The following is a 12254-nucleotide window of genomic DNA, read 5'->3' as shown; positions in this document are numbered from 1 at the left end:
CTACGAGGGCGGCAGGATGTCGGTCTGCGCCGGCACCTCGTCCTGCTTCAGCAGCCCGACCGGGCAGCTGACGCCGGTGGCGTGCACGGGGCAGTAACCGCCGGGGTTCTTCGCGAGGTACTGCTGGTGGTAGTCCTCGGCGTAGTAGAACTGCGTGAGCGGGGCGATCTCCGTGGTGATCGCCCCGTATCCGGCTTCGGCGAGCCTCTTCTCGAACGCTTCACCGGTGGCCTCGGCGATCTCCACCTGCTGTTCGTCGATCGTGTAGATGGCCGAACGGTACTGCGTTCCCTGGTCGTTGCCCTGCCGCATGCCCTGCGTGGGGTCGTGGTTCTCCCAGAACTCCTTGAGGATCTCGGCGTACGAGATCACCTTCGGATCGAAGACCACGAGCACGACCTCGGTGTGTCCGGTGCGACCGGAGCACGTCTCCTCGTAGGTGGGGTTGGGCGTGTAGCCGCCGGCGTATCCCACCGCGGTGGTGTAGACGCCGTCGAGTTGCCAGAACTCCTTCTCCGCGCCCCAGAAACATCCCATGCCCAGCACCGCCGTCTGCATGCCCTCGGGGAACGGGGGTTGCAGGGGGCGACCGTTGACGAAGTGCGTCGCCGGAACGGGAATCGGCTGACTGCGACCGGGGAGGGCATCCTCAGCGGTGACCATCACGGATTTAGCGGCTGCTCGACCCAGAAGCTCGTCGTACCAAGACATGATTCGATGCTACGCGCGGTGCCGGAGTGGTCTCCTGGGCGAGCGCCGAGTGCGCCCGCATCCGCTCGACGCGCGCGGTCACCCACCCCGTGGCGGGGACCTCCACCCACCGGTACAGCGCCTCCGACACCAGCGCCGTCACCACGAGGAATGCGATCACCGCCCCGGTCTCGCCGAACGAGCCGACCGTGTGCTCGTACACGCGGTAGAGGATCAGCGTGTGGACGAGGTAGATCGCGTAACTGCGCGTCGCGGTCCAGCGCACGACGGCCCAGTGCGCCGCGGGACCGTCGTATCGGCCCACCAGCACGACGCACGCGGTGACGACGGCGAACGTCCAGAGGTAGTGATCGCCCGCCCAGTACACGCGGAAGTCGGTGGCGAGGCGGATGACCTCGACCTGGGCCAGACCGGCGACGACGACCCACCGGCAGTCCGCGAGCCGCGCCCAGCCGAGGTAGATGATCTGCCCGAGGAACACGGCGGGCAGCGTCGCGGCGATCTTGGAGAGCATCGGGACCGTGTACGGCTGCGGCGCGTACAGGTTGTAGAGCAGGATCAGCGCGCAGAGCGCGGCACCGGCCATCGGCATCGCGATGGGCAGGGTGCGCAGAACGGGGCGCGCGGCCACGCAGGCGAAGTAGAAGAAGATCTGCACGGCGAGGGTCCACGTGACCCCGAGAACCGCCACCTCGGGTTTGAGGAAGAAACCGCCGAGCACGAAACTCAGGGCGGCGTCGACATTCGACACCCCGTCCTGGCCGCTGAACATGCCGTTGATGCCGAGGCGGACCAGCACGATCGCGGCGAGAACGGCCACCCAGAATGCGGGCAGGATTCGTCCGAGCCGGTTGACCAGAAATTGTCCGGGCTCGTGACGAATGGCCGAACGGGTGATCAACACCCCGGTCAGCATCATGAAGACGGCGACCCCGAGAAAGGACAGATGCTGGTTGAGACCGCCCCGCTCGACGAGGATTTGGTAGACGACGTCGATGAACCACCATCCGGTTCCGAGGTCGTCGATCAGATAGAACGAAATGTGCGAGTAGATCACGGCCAGAACTGCGAAAAAGCGGAGCAGGTTCGCGCCCGTGAGCTCCACACGCGGCGCGGCCGCGTGCGAATCTGCAACAGGTATCAGCGAAGGCATCGCGTCAGCTTAAGGTTCCGTTCACCGCTCGGACGAATTCTCACGACATCCAGTGTCACCGCGACAGCCTTTTTTCGGGTGCCCGAACTTTCCTGTGCGGGAATTGCCCCCGGGAGACCCGGTGTTGCGGAGGGTGTACCAATGAGATTGGGTATATACCCGAGAACGGTTTAGAGAAGGCGGGTGTGTGACGCGTGATCACACGAAGTCTGCACCCGGAAGAATCAGGGCTCGCACGCCCACAAAGAAGGGACCCTCGTGTCTGAATACACGCTGCCGGAACTCCCCTACGACTACGCAGCTCTCGAGCCGCACATCTCCGGCAAGATCATGGAACTGCACCACGACAAGCACCACGCGACCTACGTGAAGGCCGCCAACACCGCCCTCGAGAAGATGGCCGAGGCCCGTGAGGACGGCACGATCGCCGATAAGGCGCTCCTTCTCTCCCGCAACCTCGCCTTCAACCTCGGTGGCCACACCAACCACTCCATCTTCTGGAAGAACCTGTCCCCGAACGGCGGCGACAAGCCCACCGGCGACCTGGCTGCCGCCATCGACGACCAGTTCGGGTCCTTCGACAAGTTCCAGGCCCACTTCACCGGTGTCGCTACCACCATCCAGGGCTCCGGATGGGCTCTGCTCGGCTACGACACCATCGGCCAGCGCCTGGTGATCGAGCAGATGACGGACCAGCACGGCAACATCACCGCCGCGATCATTCCCGTCGTCATGCTCGACATGTGGGAGCACGCCTTCTACCTCGACTACCAGAACGTGAAGCCGGACTACGTCAAGGCTTGGTGGAACATCGTGAACTGGGCGGACGCACAGGAGCGCTTCGACCGTGCCCGCACCCAGGGTGCCGGCCTCATCGGCTAGTCACACTCCTCGTTCCCGAGCGCACAGAACGCCGTCATCGGCGCTTCTGTGCGCTCGTGCTCGTTTCGGGTCCGGAATTCCTTCCGAGCAGGCCGAGCGTCCAATAGGCTTCGGAAGTGACCGAGTTCAGCAATCCCGCCCGGGACGACACCGTCGTCCACGCCTTCCGTGACGACGCGCTCGGCGACCTCGACGCCACCGGCCTCGCGGCACGGATCGCTGCCGGGGAGGTGTCGGTCCGCGAGGTAACAGAGGCGGCGATCGCACGCGCCGAGTCGGTCGGGCCCGCACTGAACGCCCTGGCGTTCGCCGACTTCGACCGTGCGCTGACGGAGGCGGACCGCCCGCACGAGGGTGTCTTCGCGGGAGTGCCGACCGTCGTCAAGGACAACGTCGACGTCGCCGGCCTGCCCACGCAGCACGGCAGCGTCGCCTTCGCCGCGCAGCCCGCCCGGGTCGACAGCGACTTCGTCACGCAGTACCTGTCCACAGGTGTTCTCTCGCTGGGGAAGAGCCGGCTCCCCGAGTTCGGGTTCAGCGCGTCCACCGAGTTCATGGACGCCGCGGCCGTGCACAATCCGTGGAATCTCGCGTTCTCGCCGGGCGCGTCCTCGGGTGGTTCGGCCGCACTCGTCGCTTCGGGTGTCGTGCCGATCGCGCACGCCAACGACGGTGGCGGATCCATCCGCATACCCGCGGCCGCGTGTGGGCTCGTCGGCCTGAAACCGTCCCGCGGGCGGACGGTCCCCGACGCCATGGACAAGACGCTGCCGATCCGGATCATCGCGCAGGGCGCCGTCACCCGCTCGGTGCGGGACACCGCACGGTGGATGGCGGCCGCCGAACGCTACTACCGCAATCCGGCACTGCCACCCATCCGGTTGGTCGAGGGGCCGAGCAGCACCCGGCTGAAGGTCGGGGTGGTGGTCGACTCGGTCACCGTGTCCCGCACGGACGACGAGACCCGCAAGTCGGTCCACGCGACCGCCGATCTGCTGGCGGACCTCGGGCATCACGTCGAGGAGTGCCCGATGCCGGTGAACTCCTCGTTCGTCGAGGACTTCTGCATCTACTGGGGGTTCCTGTCGTTCGTCATCTCCAGCAACGGCAAGCGGATGCTCGGACCGGACTTCGACCGCGACGCCACGGACAATCTGACGCGCGGACTCGCCGCGATGTACCGCAAGAACATCGCGAAGACTCCCCGGGTGCTCTACCGGTTGCGGCGCACGTACCGTGAGTACGCGCAGATCTTCCAGAAGTACGACGTGATCCTGTCGCCCACCCTGGCCCACACGACGCCGGAGCTCGGATATCTTTCGCCGACACAGAGTTTCGAGGAGTTGTTCGACAAGTTGATCGCCTACACGGCGTTCACGCCGTTGAACAACGCGTCGGGCGGACCGGCCATCTCGCTGCCGATGCACGAGACGTCCCGCGGCCTGCCGCTGGCGTCGCACTTCTCCGCCGACCACGGCGACGAGCGGACTCTGCTCGAGCTGGCGTTCGAGCTCGAGCAGGCCACGCCGTGGCGTCGTATCCAGGACGCCCGCTGACGGTCAGGCCCTGCGCCGCAAACCCATCCACACGATGGCGCCCGCCAGCAGCACGGTCGTGATCCCGAACCCGACGGCGAGGTGCTCGGCGGTGAGGATCGGCGACGGCGCGGACAGTGTGCGGGTCACCGCGACCGGTTCGGCGAGCACCGTCGCCAACTGGTTCTGCTGAGCCGCCGTGCGCACCGGCATCGCCGCGACACCGTTGTTGAGGTCGGTGGACAGCTGTCCGGATAACATCTTCAGCTTTGCGAACCCGTCGACGATCTGCGAGGTGGCGCCTTCGAGCATCTCCGGTGCCTGATCGGCGATCGGGACGATGCCGTCGTTCAGTTGCTGCGCCCCGCTGCTCAGCTGATTGCTGGCGTCGGTCAGCTGACCCATCGCGACACGGACGAGTTCGCCCAGATCCGTGTCGGGGCCGACGCCTCCGCCCAGCAGACCGGGCACCGAACCCAGCTGCGAGGAGAACAGACCGAGGTCGGCACTGACCTGACGGAGCGACGGGACCACGTCCGATGCAACGGGAGTGGCGTCGAGAACGCGGATCGCCTCGTCGATTCTGGTACGCATCCGGGTGGCGCTGTCGTTCGCCTCGCCCAGCGTCAGTCCCAGCGCGCTCAACCGGTCCGCGAGATCGTTGGCCGTCCCCGACGTCTGGTCGACCACGCCCGCCACCTGGTCGGCGACGCCCAGCAGTTGCACCGAGCCGGAACGCGCCGTCTCGAGATACGGGAGCAGAGTGTCGGCGCCCTCCGTGAGCTGTTGCGCCGCATCGTCCGCCGCGGCCGTCCCGGCCGCGAGGAACCCGGCCGTCATTCCCGCCTGCTGGAACCGCGACCGCGACGAGGACATGTCCGCCAGCAGATCCGTGATGCCGTCCGCGCCGATCTGGGAGGACACCACTCCGGAGAGTTCCTCGGACGCACCGGAACCTGCGACGTCGAGGTCGAGGGTCGCCTGCCGCGGCTTCGCGCCCCACACCGAGGACACCGCCTCGCTGAAGTCCTCGGGCACGGTCACCGTGGCGAACCAGTCGCCGCCCGCCGCCGCGTCCGCGTCGACCACCTGCCAGTCGAAGGCCTCGTTCGCCTCGAGCTTGTCGATCAGGGTGTCGCTCGCACGCACCGGTTTTCCGTCCACGGTCGCGCCGGCGTCGGTGTTGACGATCGCCACGGTCCGGCTGCCTGCCGCGCTGTCACCGAGGAACAGGTAACCGAGTCCCCCCGCGGACGCCAAAACCGAGCCGGCAAGGGCGGCCGCGGCGACGCGCCGCGAAGTGAGGACCTTTCGCGTCGACTCGGTTCGGGCGTGATTCGCGGAGTTCCGTGCGCGCTCAGAGGTCATTCCGGTGAGGATAGGTGGCATTCGTAGCGGCAGATTGTGACGATTCTGAGGATTCTCTGAGACCTCTACCCGGCGACGATCACCTCGTTCGCGGCCAGCGCGTCCGCGCGGGCCTGCAACCGCGCACGCAGGATCTCGACTTCCGATGTGAGTTTCTCGGCGCCGAGCCCGTCGGACAGCGGTACGGCCCGCGCGATCTCGTCGAGGATCTCGACCGCCCGGCCACTGCCGAACAGTTGCCGGTAGAGATCGCGGTACGCGTCCTCGTAGACGCTCGTAAACGCCTCCGAGGCCAGGAACCGCTCCTTCAGCGCGTTCCCGCCACCTCCGCCGGGCATGCCACCACCGGGCCCGGCGGCGCCTGGATCTGCACCGCCCGGCCTTGCTCCGCCGCCCATCCCGATCGAGTCGTGCGGGCCCGCATCACTGTTGCCGCTCAGCGCGAGGTTGAGATCCCAGGACACGACGGAGATCTTCTTCGTCTCGAGGTCGTACCAGAGGTAGTAGTTCTTGCCCGGGCCCGCCATGTCGTCGCTGTTGACCAGCAGATTCTGGGTCGCGACGTACCGGGCGAAGGATTCGACGTCCACCCGGTCGGCGAGTTCGGCGTCGAACTGCTCGTCGGACGCACCGTCCAGCCATTTCAGTAACGAGATGATCGGCTGCAGATCCTGCGAGCCTTCCGCGTTGATCTGGTCGAACTGCTCCGCGTAGGTGGTCTGATCGTCGCCCTGATACGTGAAACTCGAGTTGGCGTCGGCCTTGTAGAGGACGCCGTCGCTGTCGAACAACGAGTTCGCATACCCCTCGTCCGGGTGCTCGAGAACGAGCCGGGTCTGCGTCGGCGACCCGTTCACGGAGTACGTGGTGTAGGCGTATCGCTGGGTGGGCTGGCCGGATTCGGCGGTCGACGACAGTGACACCGCCTCGTTCAGCACGGGCGAACCCGGCCGGACCGACAGCTGTGTCATCCCCTGGTACGCCCGCCCCGCCACGTACTTGTCGAAGTTGATCAGCAGCGGCAGCGACGCCGGGTCCTCGGCCGACAGCGTGACCATGCCGCCCGGCCCGCCTTCGCCCCTGCCCTCCGGCATCGCCGTTCCCACCGGAGGTTCCATCCCTTCCGGGATACCGCGTTTCCCGCCGCCGGGACCGCCGGTGCCGCGGAGCCCCATCAGGGTCGAGTTGCCCTTCAGCCGCACCCCGACGTCCGTGACGAGGGTGCCGTCGATCGTGATGTCGGCGGTGATCCACTTCTTCTCGCCCTCGTCCCGGTAGGCGGCGATCATGTCGTCGTAATCGGACTGCGAGAACTCGATACTCACGTCGTGTGCCGTCCCCGCGTCGAAGAAATCGACCGACCCGGCAACGTTCTCGGTGATGCGGGAGGCGATCACCGTCGTGTCACCGGTGATGTACGGACGCACCCGGGCCTGACCGAACACGCCGACCGTCACCGCCACGAACGCGAGGAAGGCGGCGAGGATCTTCCAGTGCCGGCGGACCGGGATCGGCAGCCGGTGAACGAGTCTGCGGCGCATCAGATGTCGGTTTGGTCGTAACCGGTGAGAACGGTGACCCGCTGGCCGGTGTTGACCCCACTGAGCGCCGAGATGAGTTCCGCCGGTTTCCGGCCCGACTTCAGCTGCGCCGTGTAGTACAGCTCGGTGAGCGCACCCGACCGCACCGACTCCGTGCTCACCAACTCGAACTCCTTCGTGTAGTCGATCAGCACGTCCTCCACGAGGGCGGTGTAGCCCGACTCGGGCGGAACCTGCACCTTCACCACCTGCCGCTGCACGTCCAGCTTGAACATGTTGAACCGGCTCATCAGGACGAGCACGAGGCAGATCGCGACGGTGGCGGCGACGGCCAGCACGTAGAACCGGGTGCCCGTCGTCATGCCGATGGCCATCACCAGGAAGATGAACCCGACGTCGCGAGTTTCCTTGATCGCGTTGCGGAATCGCACCACCGACAGCGCGCCCACGAGCGCGAACGCGCGGGCGATGTTGGAACCCACCACCAGCATGATCAGGGTGATCACCATGCCGACCATCACGAGGGTCTGCACGTAGGACTGGCTGTAGGAGACGTTCTTGTGCGTCAGGCGATAGACGTATCCGATGATCGCCGACAACACGAACGACAACGCGAGCGAGACGACGATGTCGAACGTCGAGAACGTTCCACTGAGATCCTGGAGATCGAAATTCATGACAGGGTTCCTGTTTTCGCGAGGGTGCGGCCACGGTCGGCCGGGGCCGGGAAGAGCTCGTCGGGGATGTGCATGCGGGATCGGGGCGCAAGCCCGAAGGCCTCCACGCTCTGGCAGTACTTCGAAACCCGGACCACCGACATGTCCAGTCGCGCGGTGAGATCAGTGACCCAGTAGGGCACCCGCTCGTTGGCCTTGATCTCGACGATGCACAGGTGCGGCGGAATGATGAAGCGGTTCTCCGCCGGCGCCGCGAAGTGGAAGTCGCGGTCGCGACCGTGCACCCGATGGTCGATCGTGACGCGCAGGCCCAGATCGGCCCCCGTACCGACGAACGCTTCACGCAGGTACCCGGTGGTGACGGTCGGGCACAGGTCGAGGTTGCCGACGAGCGTCGTCACCTCGTTCACGAACGGCCCGGCCGAGACGTCGTGGTCGATCGGCTGTCGTGCGTCGCACAACCGCATGGCATGCGAGTACGGCAGCTGGATCCGGCGTTTCTGGGTGACCCGATTGACGCGCTGCTTGATCTCCACGTAGACGGGGGTCACCCCGGTGGCCTCCGCGGGAGGCCCGTACAGCCGCACCCGCAGTTTGCGGCGAAACTTCAGGCCCTCGATCTTCTCCCAGTAGAAGCGCAGATTCTGGGTGTCGTAGTACAGGCTGGTCACAGGGTATCCGCCCACCGGCGAGAATTCGTCGGACGCCATGTGCCCCGAGAGTGCTTCGTGAAGGCGTGGAACGTCCGACTCGTGGGCGAGGTACTTGATCTCGTATCTGTTGAACGCGTGCAGCGCGCTGGCGGTCTTCAGGTATCCGGACGCTTCCGGTTCGGGCGCGGACGATCCCATACTTTTCAGCCTTTCGTCGGTGGGCTCTCCCACCTCAGCCGCCGCACCTCGAGTAAACCTGCAGTAAAGCTGGCAGTTTTCTGTACGGCGGACCGTCAGATGCCGTTCATCCGCACCGACACCTGTGTTCACCTGCGGCAGTTAGCACTCCCCTGCTCTTGTGTGCCAGGCACTGTCGGGCGCATTCTTCAAGTACCCAACGAGGTGTGCAGAACCAGTCGTGTTCGCAGCGTGTCATCACACCGAGGAGGCAGAGATGAACAGGGACGGCTACATCGGCATCTCGCCCTTCCAGGCCGCGGGTACCTTGCGGGGATTCGTCATTTCCGGGCGCTGGCCCGACACCACCAAGGAATGGGCCCAATTGCTCGCGCTCGCCGTGCGGGTGGCGTGCGTTCCGGGGCTGCTCCACACCACGACCGTCTTCGGCGCGCACGAGGACCTGCCCGAGGAGCCCGAGCCCGAGACCGTCGGCCTCGTGGTGGCCGAGGGCACAGTTCTCGGGGAGTTCGCGCTCGCTCCCGGTCGCTTCGCGGATCATCAGCCGCCGGCGCTGATGATGCTGCACCCGCCGTCCGAGACGACCCCGTCGCTGCCGGAGTGCGTGGGCGCCGCGTCGGGCTGCGTCCTGCTCCCCGGTCTCCCCCACCTGGGGTTGGAACACCGGGCGGCGTGGGTGGAGGCGGAGGCGGACGGAACGGTGACGTCCATGGTCAGCCGGGTGGGCATCGACCCGATCAGCGATCCCGACACTGCCGTTTTGGCCATGCTACTGGCCTCGTGAGGGTACCCGAAGTTTCTGCGGTCGGTGTACCAAACTTATTGCCGCCTTTGCCTTTTCGGATAAGTCACGCTAGCGTTACGGGCATCGAAGGGGAGTAGCCCCCAATCGCCTGTGTCGACATACTGGCTCGTTGCTTCACCGCACCGGACCCGGCCTGGCGAACCGCCGCCGGATCACCCGGCGCCGGTGGGCGAGACCTTCGGCCGGACAGACGTACCCGCGTCTGCCAGGCCGGAGGAATCCACCCGTCATCCTCCGACCGACCACTGGAGGAGGATGCCCGTGCTGACCGCCGCACTGCTGAGCTTCGGCGTGATCTTCGTCGCCGAACTGGGAGACAAATCCCAGCTGATGGCGATGACGTTCGCCCTGCGCTACCGCTGGTGGGTCGTGATCGCCGGCATCACCGTCGCGACCACCGTGGTCCATCTGGTGTCCGTCGCCGTCGGCCACTACCTCGGTGTCGCGCTCCCGACCGCGGCGATCAGCATCGTCGGTGGTGTGGCCTTCCTGATCTTCGGTGCGTGGACGCTGCGCGGCGACGATCTCAGCGACGACGAGCAACTCAAGGCGGGCCGAGCCACCCGCTCGGCGTTCCTGGCCGTCACGTCCGCCTTCTTCCTCGCCGAACTCGGCGACAAGACGATGCTCGCCACCATCACGCTCGCCACCGACCACGACACCATCGGGGTGTGGATCGGCTCGACCGTCGGCATGGTCGCGGCCGACGCCCTGGCCATCGTCGTCGGCGCAGTGCTGGGTAAGCATCTGCCCGAGAGTGTCATCCGCATCGGCGCGGCCGTTCTGTTCTTCGCGTTCGGCATCTGGTTGCTGCTCGAGGGTCTGCTCCCCGGCAACGTGGCGGGCCCGATCGCCGGCGCCGCCGTCGTCGTTCTGGCGCTGGCCGGTGCGGCCGGTCGTGCAGTGTGGTCACGGCGCCGCCGCGGGGCCGCGGCAGAGCCCGAACAGATGCAGCACCAGGACTGAACCCGGTCGACAAAGACGCCCCCTCGGGCAATACTCGAAAGCCTTGGAGTACCTCGCAGTTCTCACGGACGAGAGGGCGTGTGTGAACCATCCCGTAGCGAGCGGCAAGCCTGCGATTCTCACCGTCGACGACGATCCCGGTGTGTCGCGCGCCGTCGCCCGCGATCTGCGGCGCCGATACGGCGAGAAGTACCGGATCATCCGCGCCGAATCCGGCGAATCCGCACTCGACGCGATGAAGCAGATGAAGCTGCGCGGGGATCCCGTCGCGGCGATCCTGGCGGACTACCGGATGCCGGCGATGAGCGGGATCGAGTTCCTCGAGAAGGCGATGGACCTTTATCCGGTCGCGCGGCGGGTGCTGCTCACGGCCTACGCCGACACGGACGCGGCCATCGAGGCGATCAACGTCATCGACCTCGACCACTACCTGCTCAAGCCGTGGGACCCGCCGGAGGAGAAGCTGTACCCGGTGGTCGACGCCCTGCTCGAGGCGTGGGCGTCGTCGGATCATCACCCCGCCGAGGAGACGAAGGTCGTGGGTCATCGCTGGGCGGCGCGGTCCTCGGAGGTGCGCGAGTTCCTGGCCCGCAACCAGCTGTCGTACCGCTGGTACATGTCGGACGAGCCGGAGGGCGGGCGGCTGCTCAACGCCGCCGGCGAGGACGGCCGGCGACTGCCCGTGGTGATCTGCTCCGACGGCGAATGCCTGGTGGAGCCGTCGGATACCGAACTGGGACGGCATCTCGGACTCCGGACCGACCCGTCCGAGAATTTCTACGACCTCGTCGTCGTCGGCGGCGGACCGGCCGGCCTGGGCGCAGCCGTGTACGGCGCCTCGGAGGGTCTGCGCACCGCCCTGATCGAACGGACCGCGACCGGTGGGCAGGCGGGTCAGAGTTCCCGCATCGAGAACTACCTCGGTTTCCCCGACGGCGTGTCCGGCGCGCAGCTCGCCGAGCGGGCCCGCAGGCAGGCCACCCGATTCGGGGCCGAACTGATCACCACCCGCGACGTCGTCGCTCTCGAGATCAACGGATCGGCACGGACCGTCCGTTTCGCGGACGGTGACACCATCGACGCGCACACGGTGATCCTGGCCACCGGTGTCTCCTACCGGCGTCATCCCGCGCCCGGAGTCGACGACCTCACCGGTCGCGGCGTCTACTACGGTTCCGCCGTCACCGAGGCCGCCCGCTGCACCGACCAAGACGTCTACATCGTCGGCGGCGCCAACTCCGCCGGACAGGCGGCGGTGTACCTGTCGCGGGGCGCCCGGTCGGTCACCATCGTCGTGCGGGCGCAGTCGCTCGAGGATTCGATGTCGTACTACCTCGTCCAGCAGATCGAACGGAACCCGCGCATCCGCGTCCGGCCGTGCACCGAGGTGATCGGCGTCGAGGGCGAGGGTCACCTCGAGAAGGTCCGGCTGCGCAACAACGCGACCGGCGACGAGGAGACCGTCGACGCCGGGTTCCTGTTCCTATTCATCGGCGCGGCCCCGCGGACCGAGTGGCTCGACGGCGTCGTCGCGCGGGACGAGAACGGGTTCGTCGTGTCCGGACCCGACCTCGTCGTCGACGGGAAACCACCGAGCGGATGGCCCCTCGACCGTCTCCCCCACCACCTCGAGACGAGCGTCCCGGGGATCTTCGCGGCGGGTGACGTGCGCTCCGAATCGGCGAAGCGGGTGGCGTCGGCGGTCGGGGAAGGCGCCATGGCCGTCATGCTCGTCCACCGCTACATCGGCCAACCGTGACCAGGG

Annotated in this window: 11 protein-coding genes; 5 read left to right on the top strand and 6 right to left on the bottom strand. The window is 66.9% G+C overall.

What is annotated here, in order from left to right; all coding sequences use genetic code 11:
- Together msrA and QM806_RS10320 are read right to left on the bottom strand one after the other, a co-directional pair.
- Complete coding sequence (msrA, locus tag QM806_RS10325) at positions 1 to 711, bottom strand: peptide-methionine (S)-S-oxide reductase MsrA (RefSeq protein WP_043787771.1); 711 nt, start codon at positions 709 to 711, stop codon at positions 1 to 3.
- On the bottom strand, positions 671 to 1864 hold the full coding sequence (locus tag QM806_RS10320; RefSeq protein ID WP_051055367.1) for an acyltransferase family protein: 1194 nt from the start codon (positions 1862 to 1864) through the stop codon (positions 671 to 673). Before QM806_RS10320 ends, msrA begins: the two co-directional genes overlap by 41 nt.
- A 258-nt stretch (positions 1865 to 2122) precedes the next feature.
- On the opposite strand from QM806_RS10320, the gene QM806_RS10315 reads away from it, so the two are divergent.
- Together QM806_RS10315 and QM806_RS10310 are read left to right on the top strand one after the other, a co-directional pair.
- Positions 2123 to 2746: a superoxide dismutase gene (locus tag QM806_RS10315; protein ID WP_005260485.1), complete on the top strand. Its 624-nt coding sequence runs from the start codon at positions 2123 to 2125 to the stop codon at positions 2744 to 2746.
- A 116-nt stretch (positions 2747 to 2862) separates the two neighbouring features.
- On the top strand, positions 2863 to 4302 hold the full coding sequence (locus QM806_RS10310; RefSeq protein ID WP_054247499.1) for an amidase: 1440 nt from the start codon (positions 2863 to 2865) through the stop codon (positions 4300 to 4302).
- A 3-nt stretch (positions 4303 to 4305) separates the two neighbouring features.
- On the opposite strand, the gene QM806_RS10305 is transcribed toward QM806_RS10310, so the two are convergent.
- From QM806_RS10305 to QM806_RS10290, 4 genes are all read right to left on the bottom strand, one after another.
- Positions 4306 to 5649 carry a YhgE/Pip domain-containing protein gene (locus tag QM806_RS10305; protein WP_283291301.1) on the bottom strand — a complete coding sequence of 448 codons (1344 nt, stop codon included), beginning with the start codon at positions 5647 to 5649 and terminating at the stop codon, positions 4306 to 4308.
- A 65-nt stretch (positions 5650 to 5714) separates the two neighbouring features.
- A complete protein-coding gene (locus QM806_RS10300) occupies positions 5715 to 7190 on the bottom strand; it encodes a CotH kinase family protein (protein WP_167119425.1) in 1476 nt (491 codons plus the stop codon).
- Entirely contained in the window at positions 7190 to 7867 is a 678-nt protein-coding gene (locus QM806_RS10295; RefSeq protein ID WP_005562572.1) for a DUF4956 domain-containing protein, read from the bottom strand. Before QM806_RS10295 ends, QM806_RS10300 begins: the two co-directional genes overlap by 1 nt.
- Positions 7864 to 8718, bottom strand: a complete 855-nt coding sequence (locus tag QM806_RS10290; protein WP_120659933.1) for a polyphosphate polymerase domain-containing protein — start codon at positions 8716 to 8718, stop codon at positions 7864 to 7866. Before QM806_RS10290 ends, QM806_RS10295 begins: the two co-directional genes overlap by 4 nt.
- A gap of 256 nt (positions 8719 to 8974) precedes the next feature.
- Here QM806_RS10290 and QM806_RS10285 point away from each other — a divergent pair, with 256 nt between their 5' ends.
- The 3 genes from QM806_RS10285 (at position 8975) to QM806_RS10275 (ending at position 12248) form a co-directional block, all read left to right on the top strand.
- Positions 8975 to 9502, top strand: a complete 528-nt coding sequence (locus QM806_RS10285) for a hypothetical protein (RefSeq protein WP_007298283.1) — start codon at positions 8975 to 8977, stop codon at positions 9500 to 9502.
- Positions 9503 to 9778: 276 nt separating this feature from the next.
- Positions 9779 to 10489: a TMEM165/GDT1 family protein gene (locus QM806_RS10280; protein WP_005562577.1), complete on the top strand. Its 711-nt coding sequence runs from the start codon at positions 9779 to 9781 to the stop codon at positions 10487 to 10489.
- 82 nt (positions 10490 to 10571) lie between these two features.
- Positions 10572 to 12248, top strand: a complete 1677-nt coding sequence (locus QM806_RS10275; RefSeq protein ID WP_043787779.1) for an NAD(P)/FAD-dependent oxidoreductase — start codon at positions 10572 to 10574, stop codon at positions 12246 to 12248.
- The last annotated feature ends 6 nt before the right edge of the window (positions 12249 to 12254 follow it).

The sequence above is a fragment of the Rhodococcus sp. IEGM 1351 genome (assembly GCF_030056875.1).
Classification (GTDB): Bacteria; Actinomycetota; Actinomycetes; order Mycobacteriales; family Mycobacteriaceae; genus Rhodococcus_F; species Rhodococcus_F opacus.
The sequence above is the reverse complement of the archived record's forward strand: the minus strand, read 5'-3'. Positions and strand labels throughout refer to the sequence as shown.